The organism is Promicromonospora sp. NPDC110617, from assembly GCF_055598465.1.
Map to the genome: position 1 here is coordinate 262,476 of NZ_JBVKBM010000005.1, position 15,899 is coordinate 278,374.

Consider the following 15,899-nt stretch of genomic DNA (forward strand, 5'->3'; position numbering starts at 1 on the left):
AGCGGTAGTCCGGACCGCACCGAGGAGGACAGCCATGGGACCCGAGGTCGTCGTCGACATCACGCCGCACGCCGCGCAGCCCGCCGCCGAACCGCCCGGGCAGCGCACCTTCCTGCCGGAGACGCGGCGGCTGCTGGTGGTGTGCGCGCACCCGTTCGACGCCACGGTGACGCTCGGCGGCGTCATCGCCGCGTTCGCCGACGCCGGTACGGCCGTGCAGGTGATCTGCCTGACCCACGACCAGTGTGCCTCCGCGGAGGGCGGGCGCCGTCCCGTCCGCGCGGCCGAGCTGCTGCGCGCCGCGGGTCTGCTCGGCGCCCGGGAGGCGACGCTGCTCGAGCACCGCGCGGCGCAGCTCCAGTGGAACCCGCCGGAGGTGCTCGCCGCCGAGCTGCGGTCGGTCGCCGGCCCCGTGGACGGGGTGCTGACGATCGATGCGAGCGCCCCGGGCAGCCACCCGGACCTGGTACGCGCCATGCGGGCGGCCCGCCGCGTGGCGGCGCGGCTGCGCTGCCCGCTCTACGCCTGGGTGCCGCGCACCTGGGAGTCGGCCGACCCGCCCGCGAACGTGCTCGCGGTGAACTGCGACCGCGCCAGGCAGCGTGCCGCCATCGCCTGCCTCGACACGCCCCGGGCGGACGATCCGTGCGCCGCCCGGACCGGGACCGACGAGCCGCACGACTACCTCACGGTGCTCTGACCCGGCTCACCCGCCAGGTCTCCCCCGGCGCCAGCACCCGCTGCTCGCCGTCGACGGCCACGGTGATCGGCGGCTGCCGCGAGCGCGACAGGCCGATGCGGACGGCGTCGTCGGCGCACCGCACCTCGATCCCTGCGTGGTCGCGGTAGCGCAGCCGGAACTTCAGCTCGGCCAGCTCGGGAGGCAGCCGGGGTGCGAGCCGGAGCACGCCGTCGGTGAGGTCCAGGCCGGTGTAGCAGCGCCGGACCAGGTCGACGGCACCGGCCATCGCGCCCAGGTGCACGCCTTCCGCGGTGGTGCCGCCCTGGACGTCGGCGAGGTCGCTGTCGAGGGCCTCGCGGAAGAAGCGCCACGAGGCCCCCGGGTCCCGGCTGGCCAGCACCCAGGCGTGCACCACCGCGCTCAGCGTGGACCCGTGGCTGGTCCGCGCCAGGTAGTGGTCCACGGTGCGGTCCAGCGCCGCGCGGTCGAACGGGTAGCCGAGCGCCGCGAGCGCGTCGACCAGCCCGCGCTCGCCCAGGAGGAAGACCAGCATCAGCACGTCCGCCTGCTTGGACGCCTGGTAGCGGTTGACCGCGTCGCCCTCGGCCTCCAGGATCCGGTCCAGCCGCCGGACGGACGGGTAGCGGGCCCGGTAGGCGGGCCAGTCGAGCTCCGCGAGCTGGTCGTACCCCTCGAACTGGCTGATCACCCCGTCGCCGTGGAACAGCACCCGCATGCGGCGGGCGACCCGCTCGAAGAGGTCCGTCTCGTCGTCGCCCAGCGCGAGACGCTCGCGCAGGGCGGCGCGCTCGCGGTCGGGCAGCAGCGCCAGGGCGTCCAGCGTGTACCGCAGCAGCCGGGTGACCATGACGTTGGTGTACGCGTTGTTGTCGATCCCGGGGCGGTCGGCACCCGGGTAGGCGTCGTGGTACTCGTCCGGTCCCATGACGCCGCGCAGGTCGTACCGGTCCGTGGCGGCGTCGTACGTGACCAGGCTGCACCAGAACCGGGCGATCTCCACGAGCATCTCGGCGCCGTGGCCGTGCAGGAACGCGATGTCGCCGGTGGCCTGGTAGTACTGCCAGACGTTGTGCGCCACCGCGATGCCCACGTGCCGCTGCAGGTGCGAGTGGTCCTCGACCCACCGGCCGGACGCCGGGTTGAGGTGCACCCGCTGCGTCTCGTCGCGGCCGTCGCTGCCGCTCTGCCACGGGTACATCGCGCCCCGGTAGCCGGCGTCCGCGGCCGCTCGCCGCGCCCGGGGCAGCCGGCGCCAGCGGTACATGAGCAGCGACCGGGCCACGCGCGGGAAGCTCAGGAGCAGGAACGGGAACACGAACAGCTCGTCCCAGAAGACGTGGCCGCGGTAGGCCTCGCCGTGCAGCCCGCGGGCCGGCATGCCGACGTCGAGGTGCGCGGTGTGCTCGGACAGGGTCTGGAGCAGGTGGAAGACGTACAGGTCCAAGGCCTGCTGGGGCTCACCGGGGACGACGATCGCGCTCGTGCGCCACAGCCGGTCCCACACGGCGACGTGGTCGGCGAGGAGGTCCGCGAAGGACGGGAGACGGGCGGCGTGCTCTCGCGCCGCGGCCAGCGACTCGGAGATCGCCCGGTCCTGCGACGTGTACAGCGCGACGCGCTTCTCGACCGTCAGCGGCACGCCCCGCACCAGGTCCGGCCGGACCCGGACGGCCGACCAGCCCGGCGTGCGCTCGGCGGCGGCGGCCGGCCCGGCACCGCCGTCGACCACCAGCCGCGCCGCCTGGGCGACACGGATCTGCGACGACGCGGTGCGCACCTGCAGCCAGACGACGCCCTCGCGCTCGTCGTACCCCTCCGCGACGGGGACCAGGTGCCGCCCGTCGAGGTCCCGGTAGCGCGCCACGCCGGCGTTGACGACCCGGCCGTCGAGCCCCGCCCACACCTCGATCGGCCCGGACCAGTTCTCCGCGAGGAAGGTGGTCTCCAGCGCGGCCACGTGCGGGTCGTGCATGGAGACGAGCCGGCGCTGGGTGACGGCCAGCACGCGGCCCTCCGGATCGAGGAACCGGGTGTGCCGGGTCAGCACCCCGCGCCGGGTGTCCAGGTCCTGCCGGTGGTCCAGCACCTGTCCGCCGTCGAGGGTGAACCAGTCCTGCCCGGGGGTGCGGAACCGCAGCGGCAGCCAGTTCGGCGTGTTGACCAGGTCCTCGTTCTCCACCTCGCGGCCCGCCACCACCGACGTCAGACGGTCGTAGCACCCCGCGACGTACGTGCCCGGGTAGTGCACGCCGTCCGCCGTCGACTCCGGGGCGGCGCCGCGCGTGGCGACGTACCCGTTGCCCAGGGTGCACAGTGCCTCGCGCAGACCCTCGGCGGCGGGGTCGAAGCCCTCGTACGACAGGATGCTGGGTTCCGCTGCGTCTCCCACGGTCACCACGGTGCCGCGCCCCGAGCCTGACCACGAGGGACCAAGGCCAGGTGAAGACGGGACCACCTTCCCTTCCGGCCGCACCGCCCCGGTGGTGGGCTGGGCGGAGAGAGCGAGAGGAGACCGGCCATGGACGTCGTCGACACCCGGCTGGAGAGAATTCTGAGCGCGGCCGGAGACGCCCCGAGCGTCCTGAACACCCAGCCGTGGCAGGTGGAGGTCGCGGACGGCGTGGTCCGGGTCCGCGCCGACCGGTCGCGACAGCTGCGGCACGCCGACCCGCAGGGCCGGGAGATGCTGATCAGCTGCGGCGCCTTCCTGTTCAACGCCCGGGCGGCCGCCCGGCGCGAGTCGCTGGACGCGGTGGTCACGGTGCTCCCGGACCCGGACGACGAGCTGCTCGTCGCCGAGCTCGTGCTGGAGCCGGGCGAGGATCCGGGCGAGGACGAGCTCGAGCTGTCCGTCGCGATCGGGCACCGCGTGACGGCGCGCGTCCCCTTCGACGACCACCCTGTCCGCTCCGACGTGTTGATCGCCGTCCAGCGGGCCGCCGACCGCGAGGGGGCAGGGCTGCGCACGATCCAGCCCACGGACCCCGACCGGCAGAAGGTGCTGGAGCTCGTGCGGCGGGCCGAGGCGCTCGCCGCCGAGGACATGGCCGGCCGCGACGAGGAGGCGGCCTGGACCCGCACCGCGCCGGGGCGCGACGACGGCATCCCGACGCCGTACCTCGGGCGGGCGCCGAGCAACGCCGACGCACCGGCCCGCCGGCTCCACGAGAGCGTGGGCCGGGAGCCGTTCGAGCGCGACTCGACGCTCGCCGTCCTGAGCACGCCGGGCGACACCCCCCGGGACTGGGTCACGGCCGGTCAGGCCCTGGAGCGCGCGCTGCTGGTCGCGGCGACGTACTTCGTGCACGCGTCGTTCGCCACCACCGTGCTGGAGAACCCGACGACCCGCCACGACCTGCGCCACGCCCTCGCCCTCGGCGGCCACCCGCAGATGCTCCTGCGGCTCGGCAACATCCCGTGGCCGGAGCACGCGCCGCGCCGCCCGCTGACGGCGGCGCCGTAGGCGGCGCCCGGGCCCCGGGCCGGCGTCACTCCTCGCCCGGCGCGCCGTCGAGCCGCGCCTGCGCGGCGGCCAGCCGGGCGACCGGCACGCGGTAGGGCGAGCAGGACACGTAGTCGACGCCGAGCTCGTCGAGCAGGGCGATCGACGCCGGGTCGCCGCCGTGCTCGCCGCACACGCCTGTCTCCAGCCCGGGCCGGGCCCGCCGCCCCCGCTCGACGCCGATCCGGACGAGCTCGCCCACGCCGTCGGCGTCCAGCGAGGCGAACGGGTTGGTCCGCACGACGCCCGCCTCCAGGTAGGCGGCGAGGAACGAGCCCTCGGCGTCGTCGCGCGAGATGCCCACCGTCGTCTGCGTCAGGTCGTTGGTGCCGAACGAGAAGAAGTCGGCGTGCTCGGCGATCTCGCCCGCGGTGAGGGCGGCGCGGGGCAGCTCGATCATCGTACCGACGCGGTAGTCCAGGTCCGCCGCACCGGCGGCGGCGAGCTCCTCGTCCGCGGTGGCGACGACGATCTCGCGCATCCGCCGCAGCTCCTCGGCGTACCCGACCAGGGGCACCATGATCTCCACGCGCGGGTCCAGGCCCCGCCCCCGCACCGCGAGCGCCGCCCGGAGGATCGCGCGGGTCTGCATGACGCCGATCTCGGGGTACAGCAGCGACAGGCGCACGCCCCGGGTGCCGAGCATGGGGTTGGCCTCGGACAGGCGCCGCACGTGGGCCAGGAGGGCGCGGGCCCGTTCCAGCTCGTCGGGTGCGCCGTCCGCCTCAGCACCGTCCGTCTCCAGGCGCTGCACCAGGAGGGACTGCTCGACCAGGTCGGGGAGGAACTCGTGCAGCGGCGGGTCGATGAGCCGGACGGCGACGGGCAGGCCCGTCATCGCCGTGAAGATCTGCTCGAAGTCGGCCTGCTGCACGGGCAGCAGCTCGTCGAGCGCGGCCTGCCGCTCGGCGGCGTCGTCCGCCATGATCATGCGGCGCACCACGGGGAGGCGGTCCGCGGCCAGGAACATGTGCTCGGTGCGGCACAGGCCCACGCCCTCGGCGCCCAGCTCGCGGGCCCGGGCGGCGTCCTCCCCGGTGTCGGCGTTGGCGCGCACGCCGAGGCGCCGCACGTCGTCGGCCCAGCCGAGCACGGTGGAGAAGTCGTCGGTGACCTGCGGGGGCACGAGCGGGAGCGCGCCCGGGTAGACGTCACCCGTGGTGCCGTCCAGGGTGATGGTGTCCGCCTCGGTGAGCACGGTGTCGCCGATCGAGACCGTGCGGGCCGCGACGTCGATGCGCAGCTCGCCCGCGCCGGCCACGCAGGGTTTGCCCATGCCGCGGGCGACCACCGCGGCGTGCGACGTCATGCCGCCGTGCGCGGTGAGCACGCCCTGGGCGGCGGCGACGCCGTGGATGTCGTCGGGTGTCGTCTCCCACCGCACGAGCACGACGTCGTCGCCGGCCCCGCCGCGCGCGGCCGCGGTGTCGGCGTCGAACACGAGGGCGCCCACCGCGGCACCCGGGGACGCGTTGAGGCCGTGCGTGAGCGGTGCCGGGGCCTGGTCGGGATCGAGCGTCGGGTGCAGGAGCTGGTCGAGCTGGGCGGGGTCGATCCGCCGCAGCGCGGTCCTCCGGTCGATCGCGCCCTCGGCGACCAGGTCGCGCGCCACCTTGAGGGCCGCCGCCGCGGTGCGCTTGCCGGTGCGCACCTGGAGCAGGTACAGCGTGCCGTCGTCGATCGTGAACTCGATGTCCTGCATGTCCTGGTAGTGCTGCTCCAGGCGGTCCATCGTGTCCAGGAGCTGCGTGTACACCCCGGGCAGCACCGACTCCAGCTCCGGGAGGCGCAGCGGGGTGCGGATGCCCGCGACCACGTCCTCCCCCTGGGCGTCCAGGAGGAACTCGCCGTACCGCTCCCGGGCGCCCGTGGCGGGGTTGCGCGTGAAGCACACGCCGGTCGCGGAGGTGTCGCCCTTGTTGCCGAACACCATCTGCATCACGTTCACGGCGGTGCCGAGGTCGTCCGGGATCTCGTTCAGCTCGCGGTACACGCGCGCCCGCGGGCTGTTCCAGGACCCGAAGACGGCGTCCACCGCCCGGCGGAGCTGCTCGTGCGGCTCGGTCGGCAGGTCGCGGCCCGCGCTCCGGCGGACGACGCCGCGGAACGTCGTCACCAGCTCCCGCAGGTCGTCCGCGGTCAGCTCGGCGTCCCGCCGCACCCCCCGGCGCTCCTTCAGGGCCGTCAGCTCGTCCTCGAAGGCCTGCCCCGGCACGCCCTCGACCACCGTGCCGTACATCTGCACGAACCGGCGGTAGGTGTCCCAGGCGAAGCGCGGGTCGTCCGACTCGGCGGCCAGGCCGCGGGCCGCCTGGTCCGACATGCCCAGGTTGAGGACCGTGTCCATCATCCCCGGCATCGAGACCACCGCCCCCGACCGCACCGACACCAGCAGCGGCCGCTCGGCCGCCCCGAGGACCCGTCCCGTGCGGCGCTCCAGGTCCGCCAGGTGCGTCCGGATCTCGTCCCACAGTCCACCGGGCCAGGCGCCGTCGTCCTCCATCGCGGCGACGCACGCCGCCGTGGTGACGGTGAAGCCGTCCGGGACGGGCAGGCCGATGCGCCGCATCTCCGCGACGCCGGCGCCCTTGCCGCCGAGCAGCGCGCGCATCCCGGCGTCTCCCTCGGACAGGTCGTAGACGTACCGCGCGCCCGGCGCCCGCGCGGACGCGTTCTGGGTGGCGGCTCCGGCGCGGCTGTTGGTGTGGGTGGTCATGACGGCTCCGTGGGCAGGCGCTCGGTGCACCCGCGCTCCGTGTGCGGGCGCGTCTACCCGGTCAGCGTCCCTCGTACGCCGTCTGCCGCACCAGGGACGAACGGCCCGGAGTCTCCGCCGGACGGGACAGAAAGGAAAAATTCACCCACCGGTCGGTGCGTCGTCGGGTCCGCGTCGGCCGGGTGGGCGAGGATTCCCCCCGACCAGTTCCCCCACCGAGAGGGAGATCAGCGTGTCCGAGCAGACCAGCACCAAGACCAGCACAGTGTCCAGCCTGATCAGAATGCTCGTCGTCCTGTCCGCCATGGTCAGCCTCGTCGCCGGCGGCGTCACCGTCGCCCCGGCGGCGAACGCGACCGTCTACGGCTCCTGCACGCACAGCGGCTGCGCGGAGGCGTACTCCTCGAAGTCGATCTGGAGCTCCAAGGGCTACCCGAGCACCCGAGGCTGGGTCAGCTGGCCGAACGGCCAGTGCAACTATGCGGGTGGCACGCACCAGAACCGCGAGGGTCAGCTCCCCGCCGGCCACTCCTACCTCGAGTTCGACGTGACGCCGCGGGCGTGCGGCGCCGCGCGGCAGTCCTACCGGCTCATCCTGGACCGCACTACCGGGGTGACCTACTTCTCGCCCAACCACTACGGCGACTTCTACCGGATGTGACCCGGTCCCGTGCGCGGTGTCCGGCCCAGCTCCGGGCCGGACGCCGCGCACGGGCCCGGCCCGAGCGGGACGGATAGCCTCGAACCATGACTCGTGACCTCCCCGTGCTCGTCGTCGACGGAACGCGGTTCGGCGACCTCGACGGCTTCGCCCGCGAGTTCTCCCGGCTGCTGAGCGGGTACACCTGGCGCGGAAACCTCGACGCCCTCGACGACGTGCTCCGCGGCGGCTACGGGACCCCGGCGAACGGCTGGACCCTGCGGTGGACCAGCTCGGAGACCTCCCGCGCGGCGCTCGGCCACCCGGAGACGGCCCGGCGGCTGGAACGGATCCTGCCCGGCGTCGACCCGTCGAACCGCGCGGCCTTCACCGCGCGGCTCGACGCCGCACGCCGCGGCGAGGGTCCGACGCTGTTCGACGAGATCGTCGCCATCGTCCGCGACCACGGACCCGGTGGCCGGGAGTCGGCGGACGGGATCCTGCTGGAGCTGGTCTGAGGCGGGTCAGCGCCTGAGGCGGGTCACCGCCGGAAGTCCAGGGTGCCCAGGAAGGCGTGCAGGTCCTGCCAGCCCTGCTCGGTGCCGTCGAACTCGACCACGAGGAAGAGGTTCTCGCCCCGGTCGCTCTGGTGGAGGTAGATCTGGGCGTCGTACCTCTCCGGCTCGCCGTCCAGGGTCAGGACCGACGGCTGGACCTCGGCGTAGTCCGCACCGGGGACGGTGATCATCTGGGACCACGGCGCGGGGTCCGTCTGCGCCCACCAGTTCCCGCCCGGCTTGCCGCCCTGCACGTACACCCGCTCGTACTCCGGGTGCTCCTTCGTCGCCGCCTCGAGCTCCTCCGCGGTGAGGTCGGGCGCCGCCGGCAACCGCGCGTAGAGGTCCTCGAGATCCTCGGGATCCACGCCCCCGTTCACGTGCGTCACCGTCGGGCCCGTCCACTCGACGCCGGGCGTGAACTGCCCTTCCGTAGCCTCGGAGGTCCAGGACTCCGGCACGGCGAACGACAGACCGTTGAGCTCCACCTGCTTCCAGCCCGCCGGCACCACGTGGTCGAGCGGTTCGAGCACGGGGTACTCGATGCCACCGACCGGCCGGCTGCTCGGGTCCCGACCGGCCTGCGCACCGTCCGACGGGTCGATGGACGGACCGGCCGACGGGGTCGGGTCGGCCGACGCCCGGTCGCTGCCCGGCAGCAGGTCACCGCGGTGGTCGCCGGCCGCGCCGAGCACACCGAGACCCGCGCCGGCGAGCACCAGCGCCGCGACGCAGGCCCCCGCCGCCGTGACCACCCTGCGGCGCCGCACGTTCCGCACGGCGGTCGTCACCAGCAGCGCCGGGTCGAGGTCGTCCGGCGTCTCGATCATGGATCCCGCCGTGCGGATGCCGGCCGCGAGGGCCGCGTCCTGCGCGGGGTGGGTGTCGTGCATGGTCATCATCGTTCTCCCCCGTTGGGCACCAGCACGGTGCGCAGGCGTCTCAAGGCGTAGGCAGCGCTGGACTTGACGGTGCCCTCGGAGATGCCGAGCTCGGCGGCCGTCTCCGTCACCGAGCGGTCGAGCATGAACCGGAGCACCACCACGCGCCGCTGCTTCACGGTGAGCTGCATCAGCGCCCGGACCAGGCGGTCACGGTCCACCACCTCCCCCTCGAAAACCAGCACGTCCGGGCTGCGCACGCTGCTCGCGGGATCGTCGGTGAGCACCTCGCGTCGGGTACGGCGCCAGGTGTCGATGCGGGCCGTCGCCAGCACACGGCGCGCGTAGGCGAACGGGTCGCCCTCTCCCACCTTCTTCCAGACCCGGAAGGTGCGCTCGAGAGCGACCTGCACCAGGTCCTTCGCGCGGTGCTCGTCACCGCACAGCATGTACGCGATCCGGTACAGCGCCGGGGTCTTGGCGTGGGCGAAGACCGTGAACTGCGCGACGGGGTCTGTATCGCTCCGGACGACCCGGACGTCCGTGGTGACCGTCCCGCGGACGGTGCCCACGGTGGTCCCGCTCATCCGCTCCACCGTCCCCGGCAGGAGCGGTCAGCGTCCGGTGTCGGTACTGCGTCGCGGCGTCGTGGACCCCGCATGGTTGGCGTCATGCACCATAGACGCAGGCAGGGTCAGGTGCGGTTCTGTCCAGTTTCCAGGAGATGCGGGGAGCCGCGACGGAGCCGGACGGGTGCCCGCTTTTTCCACTTCACCCCCTCTGTGACACAACGTTTCCCGCGCCCCGGACGTGTGAGGTGGCATGAGGAACAAAGCGGTGCACCCAGTCATCCTCGGTGGCGACGCCGGCGCGTACAGCCTTGCCCGTGCCTTCCACGAGGGCTACGGGGTCCGGTCGACCGTCGTGTCCATCCGCCCGACGCCGAACGTCGCGCACTCCGGCATCATCCGCAACGTCGTCGAACCGCGCCTCGACGAACCCGACGTCCTGGTCGAGCTGATCCGTCGGATCGCCGCCGCCGGGCCGGGCCCGGTCATCGTGCTGACCTGCGTGGACTGGTACGTGCGGGCGCTCGCGGAGCACCGCGAGCGCCTGGAGGACGTGGCGATCGTGCCCTACCCGTCGGTCGACCTGCTCGACCGGGTGATGGACAAGCGGCGGTTCTCCGAGCTGTGCCAGGAGGTCGGGGTGCCGCACCCCCGCACCGAGGTGCGCGACGGCGGGGAGCCGGTCGGCGACCTCGACCTGCGCTACCCGCTGATCGCCAAGCCAGGCGACAACACGGCGTGGCACCAGGTGTCGTTCCACGGCAAGGCGAAGGTGCACCTGGTGCAGGACCGCGAGGAGCTGGCCGCGCTGCTGACGGCGGCCGGGGAGGCGGGCTACCGGCGGCCGATGATCATCCAGGAGTACGTGCCCGGCGACGACTCGCAGATGCGGATCATGACCACCTACTCCGACCGCACGGGCGCGGTGCGGATGGCGTGGGGCGGCCGGGTGCTGCTCGAGGAGCACACGCCCGGGACGCTGGGCAACCCCGCGGCGATCCTCACCGGGCCGCTCCCCCAGGTCGAGGCGGACGCCCGCCGGCTGGTGGAGCACCTGGGCTGGACGGGGTTCGCCAACTTCGACGTGAAGGTGGACCCGCGGACCGGCGTCGGCCACTTCTTCGAGCTGAACCCGCGCACGGGGCGGTCCAACTACTACCTGACGGCGAGCGGCCTGAACCCTGCCGCCTACTGGATGGGCGACCACCTGACCGGGTTCTGGCCGCCGGCCGCCGAGCCGCTGGAGGTGCTGTACCGGATCGTCCCGGGCTTCCTCCTGGACCGGTACGTGCAGGACAAGCAGGTGCGCGCCGAGGTGCGCCGCGCCCGCACGGTGCACCCGCTCAAGTACGGCCGGGACCGGTCGCCCCGCCGCGACGCCTGGGTGCGTCTCGCCGAGCTGAACCAGGTGCGCAAGTTCTCGCAGTACCACCCCGCGCCGGAGCCGGGCGAGGCGAACGGACGGCCCGAGGAGCCCGTCCCGTCCGGGGAGCGCGACGTTGCCTGACGACGGCGGACCGTCGCCCGACGACGGCAGACCCGGCGCCGGCACCGCGGGGACGCTGGTCGGCGTGCTCGGCGGGGTCGGGCCGCTCGCGACGGTCCTGTTCATGGAGCGCGTCGTGCGGCTGACCGACGCGGCACGCGACCAGGACCACGTCGACATGGTGGTGCTCCAGCACGCGACCGTCCCGGACCGGACGGCGTTCGTGCTGGGGCGCTCCGCCGACGACCCCGGGCCGGTGCTCGCCGCCGACGCGCGGCGCCTGGCCGGGCTCGGGGCCGACCTCCTCGTGCTGCCGTGCAACACGGCGCACGCCTTCGCCGGCGCGGTCGCCGCGGCGACGTCGGCCCCGCTGCTGACCGCGGTGGACGCGACGGTGTCCGCCGTGTGCGGCGCCTGGACCGGTCGCTTCAGCGGGTCGCGGCCGGAGGCCGTCGGCCTGCTGGCGACCGAGGGGACGATCGAGTCGGGCGTCTACCTGGATGCGTTCAGCGCCCACGGCGTCAAGACCCTCGTGCCGGACGTCGCCGGCCAGGCGGCCGTGACCTCGCTGATCTACGACGGCGTCAAGGCGGGCCGCGGCGGCGACCTGACCGCGCTGGCGGGCGTGGTGGGCGACCTGCGGTCGCGCGGCGCCGGCGCGATCGTGCTCGGGTGCACCGAGCTGTCGGTCGCGGCGGAGGCGACTCCCGCGGAGCGCCTGCCCGAGGTCGTGCTCGTGGACGCCCTCGACGAGCTGGCCCGTGCGACGGTGCTGCGGGCGGGACGGCGGTTGCGCCCGGCCGGCTGACGACGGGCCGCCGTGCCGTCGCCGCCGGGCCGTTCCCGTGCGAGCCTGAAGACGCTCCTGCGCCCGGCACCGCACGTCCGTGCGCGACCATCCCCGGGAGGAACGATGTGCGCGCAGCCGTCCCCCGAACACCGGCGCCGACGTTGGCGGGGCCCGGCCCTGGTGACCGGGGCCGCCCTCGCGGTCCTGGCGCTGGGCCTGGCCGGAGGCGTGCTCGGCGCCCGGCTCGCGGCGGGCCCGGACGCGTCCGAGCCGGTGGGTGGCTGCGACGTGGCCGAGGTCGCCCCGCGCGTGCTGCCGACGATCGTCACGATCAGCGCGACGGGCGCGGAGTCCGGCACGGGCAGCGGCGCGATCCTCACCGCGGACGGCGCCGTCGTCACCAACGACCACGTCATCACGCCGGCCGTCCCCGACGGCCGGATCGAGGTGATCCTGGCCGACGGCGAGCGCCTGCCCGCCGAGCTCGTGGGACGGGACCCGCAGACCGACCTCGCCGTGCTGGCCGTCGAGCACGAGCGCGCGCTGCCCGCCATCGAGCTCGCCGGCTCGGACGACGTCGCGATCGGCGAGCCGGTCGTCGCCCTCGGTGCGCCGCTCGGCCTGTCCAGCACGGTGACGGCGGGGATCGTCAGCGCGACCGGCCGCTCGGTGACGGTGCCCACCGGCGAGGGCGGCACCACCGTCCTGACCGGGGCGATCCAGACGGACGCCTCGATCAACCCCGGCAACTCCGGCGGCGCGCTGGTCGACTGCGACGGGCGCCTGGTCGGGGTGAACACCGCGATCTCGACCGTGCCCGACAGCGCGGGACAGCCGGTGGGCGGCAGCGTCGGGATCGGGTTCGCGGTGCCCGTGGGCACGGTCCGGGCGATCACCGACGAGCTGATCGAGCACGGCCGGGTCGCGCACCCGTCCTTCGCGATGACCGTCTCCGCGCTCCCGCCGTCCGCCGCCGCGCGGTTCGGCGTGCCGCCGGGCCTCGTCGTCACCGCCGTGACGGACGGCGGGGCCGCACAGGCGGCCGGCCTGAGGGTGGGCGACCTGATCACGCGCCTGGCCGGCCAGGCTGCTCCGACCGACGCGACGCTCGCACGGGTCGTCGTCCATGCCGCCGACGGCGACGAGGTGGCGGTGGAGGTCCTGCGCGACGGGCAGACGCGCCAGGTGACGGTGACCCTGCACTGAGTCACGTCGCCCGCGACCCGGCACCGATCAGTTTCGCCGGGACGGGCCGTCCACCCGTGCATGAGCGAATTCCTCTCCGACGGTGACGAACTCTTCGCGGCGAGCTGCGTGGACAGCTACGCGGCCACCTACCCCTGGTGGGAGACGCTGCTCGGCGCCCCGCCGTCGTTCAAGGCGACACCGACCGAGGCGGTGTGGGAGGTGGCACCCCATCGCTGGATCGTGCTCGAACAGCGCCCGGAGCGCGCCGGCAACGCGACGCACACGCTGTACGTGAACGACCTCGACGCCCGCGTCGCAGCGATCTCCGCCCGCGGCATCGAGCCGAGCGACACCGAGGTCTACGGCGACGTCCGCAAGGTGGTCTACCGCGACCCCGAGGGCAACGAGATCGGGTTCGGCGGCAGCCCGGGGTGAGCCGGCCTTAGCCCGCCCGTGGTGTCGTGGAGGCCAGCACCCGGTCGATGAGATCGTCGAGCGCCGCGGTGCCCACCGGCCGGCCCTCGAACGTGACGAGCACGAGCACCGCTCCCGTCAGGAGCGCGAGCGCGGGTTCGACGTCGCGCTGCGCGACGTGGGACTCGAGGACGGCACGCAGCCCGCTGGTCCCCGTCTCGTACAGCCGCGTGCGCAGCCGGCCGACGACCTCGCTGTCGTGCGCACGCTCGACGACGCCCGCCAGCAGACGGTCGAGGTGTCCGTGCGTGAGGTCGTCGGCGAAGTCCGCCAGGCCGGCGCGCAGGTCGGCCCGCAGGTCTCCGGTGGCCGCCGGGTGGTCGGCCTCGTCGCAGATCTGCTCGATCGACGCGCTGATCAGGTCGAGCCGGGTGGGCCAGTGCGTGTAGACGGTCGCCTTGGAGTACCCGGCACGCCGGGCCACCGCGGCGTGCGTGACGGCGTCCCAGCCCTCGTCGAGCAGGAGCGCGCTGGTCGCGGCGACGACGTCGCGCCGCGTGCGGGCGATGCGCGGGTCCAGGGCTGCGGTCTCGCTCGTCATGGCGCGATCCTACGAGTACTGGACTGCGTTGACACTGTTGAACACATCGTCCAATACTGGCATCTATGACCAACAAAGCCATCCCGTCCACGGAGTTCCCCGCGGAGATCGAGGTCTTCCAGCTCCCCACCGGCACCTACGAGACCCCGGCCGCCCTGGCCTTCCGGGGCGGCCGCTTCCGGGACCGCCGGCAGTTCGCCGCCACGTGCGTGCTCGTCCGGCACCCGAGGGGCGACGCCCTGATCGACGCCGGGTTCGGCGCGCACGCCGAGGAGCACATCCGCTCGCTGCCCGCGTTCCGGCGCTCGCCGCACCGCCTCGGCGCGACGGCGAGCGAGCAGCTCGACGCCGCCGGCTACGACCGGGGCCGGCTGCTCGGCGTGCTCCTGACCCACTCGCACTGGGACCACGTCAGCGGCCTGGACTCGCTCGACGTGCCGGTCCTCGTGACCGCCGAGGAGCTCCGCTACGCGGCCGGCAGCCGGGGCGACCGGGTGTTCAGCCGGGTCACACCCGGCCACGACCTGCGGGTGTACGCCTTCGACGGCCCGCCCCACCGGGGCTTCCCGGCCAGCCACGACCTGCACGGGGACGGCTCCGTCGTGATCGTGCCGGCACCCGGCCACACCACGGGCTCGGTCGCGGTCCTCGTCACCGCGGGCCCGGACCGGCGGTTCGCCTTCGTCGGCGACCTCGCCTGGCAGCTCGACGGGATCGAGCGCGGCGCGCAACGGCCGCTCCTGATGCGGCTGCTCGCCGACAGCGACGCGGCGCGTGTCCGCCAGGACCTGACCCGGGTGGCAGCCCTCCCGCCGGACGTGCGGATCGTGCCCGCGCACGACGCGCGGGCGTACGCGGACATCCCGCTGCTGGGCTCGTAGGACGCGGCGCGCACGGCCTGGTCCGCCCCGGATCGGACCCGGGCTGTTTGCATGTCGGGCTCATCGGACGTACGGTGGAGTGACTAGTCAGTCTACCTAGACAAGCACGAGAGGCACTCCCATGAAGTTCAGGACCTCCACGCGCCGCCTCGGCGCAGTCGTCGGCGTCGCGGTCAGCGCGGCACTCGCCCTCGGCGTCGGGGCCGGCGCGGCCCAGGCCGACAGCGGCCACCGCCCCGACCGCGACACGACCAAGCCCACCGTCGTCCTCGTGCACGGCGCCTTCGCCGACGCGAGCGGCTTCGGCGGCGTGATCGACCGGCTGCAGCGCGACGGCTACCCCGTGCTCGCCGTCGCCAACCCGCTCCGCGGGCTCGCGTCGGACTCGGCGTACGTGCGCAGCGTCGTCGACTCGATCGACGGCGACGTCGTGCTGGTGGGCCACTCCTACGGCGGCGGCGTCATCACGAATGCCGCCACCGGCGCCGACAATGTGGACGCCCTCGTCTACATCGCTGGACACGCACCCGACAAGGACGAGACCGTCGGCCAGTTCAACGACCCGACCCAGTACCCCGGCAGCCAGCTGGAGCCCGAGGCACTCGTGCTGCGCCCGTTCCCGGGCGGCGTCGACGCGACCATCGACCCGGCCGACTTCCGCGAGGTCTTCGCCCAGGACCTGCCCGCACAGCAGGCCCGCCTCCTGGCCGCGACGCAGCGCCCCGCCAACGTCGCGGTCCTCGAGGAGCCGTCGGGCGAGCCGGCCTGGAAGACGATCCCGAGCTGGTACCAGATCTCGGCCCAGGACCACGCCCTGTCCCCCGTGGCACAACGCTTCTTCGCACAGCGCATGCACGCGCACACCACCACGATCAACGCCTCGCACGCCGGGTACGTCTCGCACCCGGCCGAGACGGCGAAGGTCATCGAGAACGCGGCCCGCGCGACCCGCTGACGCACCGACCGCCGGG

15 protein-coding genes are annotated in these 15,899 nt (G+C 74.1%); 10 read left to right on the forward strand and 5 right to left on the reverse strand.

The genetic code is table 11. The features are described from left to right. Positions 1–34: 34 nt before the first annotated feature. Positions 35–700: a PIG-L deacetylase family protein gene (locus ACZ7LE_RS25215; RefSeq protein WP_470405963.1), complete on the forward strand. Its 666-nt coding sequence runs from the start codon at positions 35–37 to the stop codon at positions 698–700. Here the strand turns inward: ACZ7LE_RS25215 and ACZ7LE_RS25220 are convergent. Next, complete coding sequence (locus tag ACZ7LE_RS25220) at positions 687–3,092, reverse strand: glycoside hydrolase family 65 protein (protein WP_470405964.1); 2,406 nt, start codon at positions 3,090–3,092, stop codon at positions 687–689. The two genes, ACZ7LE_RS25215 and ACZ7LE_RS25220, sit on opposite strands and share 14 nt — an antisense overlap. 129 nt (positions 3,093–3,221) lie before the next feature. On the opposite strand from ACZ7LE_RS25220, the gene ACZ7LE_RS25225 reads away from it, so the two are divergent. Next, complete coding sequence (locus ACZ7LE_RS25225; protein WP_470405965.1) at positions 3,222–4,166, forward strand: Acg family FMN-binding oxidoreductase; 945 nt, start codon at positions 3,222–3,224, stop codon at positions 4,164–4,166. Positions 4,167–4,191: 25 nt separating this feature from the next. Here ACZ7LE_RS25225 and ppdK read toward each other — a convergent pair whose 3' ends face one another. Further along, positions 4,192–6,921, reverse strand: a complete 2,730-nt coding sequence (gene ppdK, locus ACZ7LE_RS25230) for a pyruvate, phosphate dikinase (RefSeq protein ID WP_470405966.1) — start codon at positions 6,919–6,921, stop codon at positions 4,192–4,194. Between the two features lie 232 nt (positions 6,922–7,153). On the opposite strand from ppdK, the gene ACZ7LE_RS25235 reads away from it, so the two are divergent. Next, positions 7,154–7,582, forward strand: coding sequence for a ribonuclease domain-containing protein (locus tag ACZ7LE_RS25235; protein ID WP_470405967.1), 429 nt, complete (start codon positions 7,154–7,156; stop codon positions 7,580–7,582). A gap of 86 nt (positions 7,583–7,668) precedes the next feature. Further along, on the forward strand, positions 7,669–8,079 hold the full coding sequence (locus ACZ7LE_RS25240; protein WP_470405968.1) for a barstar family protein: 411 nt from the start codon (positions 7,669–7,671) through the stop codon (positions 8,077–8,079). A 23-nt stretch (positions 8,080–8,102) separates the two neighbouring features. Here the strand turns inward: ACZ7LE_RS25240 and ACZ7LE_RS25245 are convergent, their stop codons facing one another. Then, positions 8,103–9,011 (reverse strand): hypothetical protein, encoded by a 909-nt coding sequence (locus ACZ7LE_RS25245; RefSeq protein WP_470405969.1) that lies wholly within the window; start codon positions 9,009–9,011, stop codon positions 8,103–8,105. A gap of 5 nt (positions 9,012–9,016) precedes the next feature. After that, a complete protein-coding gene (locus ACZ7LE_RS25250) occupies positions 9,017–9,586 on the reverse strand; it encodes a SigE family RNA polymerase sigma factor (protein ID WP_470405970.1) in 570 nt (189 codons plus the stop codon). A 250-nt stretch (positions 9,587–9,836) separates the two neighbouring features. On the opposite strand from ACZ7LE_RS25250, the gene ACZ7LE_RS25255 reads away from it, so the two are divergent. From ACZ7LE_RS25255 to ACZ7LE_RS25270, 4 genes are all read left to right on the forward strand, one after another. Beyond that, a complete protein-coding gene (locus ACZ7LE_RS25255; RefSeq protein ID WP_470405971.1) occupies positions 9,837–11,075 on the forward strand; it encodes a carboxylate--amine ligase in 1,239 nt (412 codons plus the stop codon). Continuing rightward, positions 11,068–11,862, forward strand: a complete 795-nt coding sequence (cuyB, locus tag ACZ7LE_RS25260) for a cysteate racemase (protein ID WP_470405972.1) — start codon at positions 11,068–11,070, stop codon at positions 11,860–11,862. Before ACZ7LE_RS25255 ends, cuyB begins: the two co-directional genes overlap by 8 nt. A 162-nt stretch (positions 11,863–12,024) precedes the next feature. Continuing rightward, entirely contained in the window at positions 12,025–13,050 is a 1,026-nt protein-coding gene (locus tag ACZ7LE_RS25265; RefSeq protein ID WP_470405973.1) for a S1C family serine protease, read from the forward strand. 60 nt (positions 13,051–13,110) lie between these two features. Continuing rightward, positions 13,111–13,467 carry a VOC family protein gene (locus ACZ7LE_RS25270; protein WP_470405974.1) on the forward strand — a complete coding sequence of 119 codons (357 nt, stop codon included), beginning with the start codon at positions 13,111–13,113 and terminating at the stop codon, positions 13,465–13,467. A gap of 7 nt (positions 13,468–13,474) precedes the next feature. Here ACZ7LE_RS25270 and ACZ7LE_RS25275 read toward each other — a convergent pair whose 3' ends face one another. Then, the gene (locus ACZ7LE_RS25275; protein ID WP_470405975.1) at positions 13,475–14,047 is read right to left on the reverse strand and encodes a TetR/AcrR family transcriptional regulator; all 573 of its coding nucleotides are present in this window, start codon (positions 14,045–14,047) and stop codon (positions 13,475–13,477) included. A gap of 65 nt (positions 14,048–14,112) precedes the next feature. Here ACZ7LE_RS25275 and ACZ7LE_RS25280 point away from each other — a divergent pair, with 65 nt between their 5' ends. Together ACZ7LE_RS25280 and ACZ7LE_RS25285 are read left to right on the forward strand one after the other, a co-directional pair. Further along, entirely contained in the window at positions 14,113–14,928 is an 816-nt protein-coding gene (locus tag ACZ7LE_RS25280; protein ID WP_470405976.1) for an MBL fold metallo-hydrolase, read from the forward strand. A 121-nt stretch (positions 14,929–15,049) separates the two neighbouring features. Next, positions 15,050–15,883, forward strand: a complete 834-nt coding sequence (locus ACZ7LE_RS25285; protein WP_470405977.1) for an alpha/beta fold hydrolase — start codon at positions 15,050–15,052, stop codon at positions 15,881–15,883. The last annotated feature ends 16 nt before the right edge of the window (positions 15,884–15,899 follow it).

What these genes read in the sequence shown, in the direction of transcription:
- ACZ7LE_RS25280 (WP_470405976.1), top strand. Translation starts at nt 14,113, where the DNA reads ATGACCAACAAAGCCATCCCGTCCACGGAGTTCCCCGCGGAGATCGAG.
- ppdK (WP_470405966.1), bottom strand. Translation starts at nt 6,921, where the DNA reads ATGACCACCCACACCAACAGCCGCGCCGGAGCCGCCACCCAGAACGCG.
- ACZ7LE_RS25285 (WP_470405977.1), top strand. Translation starts at nt 15,050, where the DNA reads ATGAAGTTCAGGACCTCCACGCGCCGCCTCGGCGCAGTCGTCGGCGTC.
- ACZ7LE_RS25270 (WP_470405974.1), top strand. Translation starts at nt 13,111, where the DNA reads ATGAGCGAATTCCTCTCCGACGGTGACGAACTCTTCGCGGCGAGCTGC.
- ACZ7LE_RS25225 (WP_470405965.1), top strand. Translation starts at nt 3,222, where the DNA reads ATGGACGTCGTCGACACCCGGCTGGAGAGAATTCTGAGCGCGGCCGGA.
- ACZ7LE_RS25240 (WP_470405968.1), top strand. Translation starts at nt 7,669, where the DNA reads ATGACTCGTGACCTCCCCGTGCTCGTCGTCGACGGAACGCGGTTCGGC.
- ACZ7LE_RS25245 (WP_470405969.1), bottom strand. Translation starts at nt 9,011, where the DNA reads ATGCACGACACCCACCCCGCGCAGGACGCGGCCCTCGCGGCCGGCATC.
- ACZ7LE_RS25215 (WP_470405963.1), top strand. Translation starts at nt 35, where the DNA reads ATGGGACCCGAGGTCGTCGTCGACATCACGCCGCACGCCGCGCAGCCC.
- ACZ7LE_RS25275 (WP_470405975.1), bottom strand. Translation starts at nt 14,047, where the DNA reads ATGACGAGCGAGACCGCAGCCCTGGACCCGCGCATCGCCCGCACGCGG.
- ACZ7LE_RS25250 (WP_470405970.1), bottom strand. Translation starts at nt 9,586, where the DNA reads ATGAGCGGGACCACCGTGGGCACCGTCCGCGGGACGGTCACCACGGAC.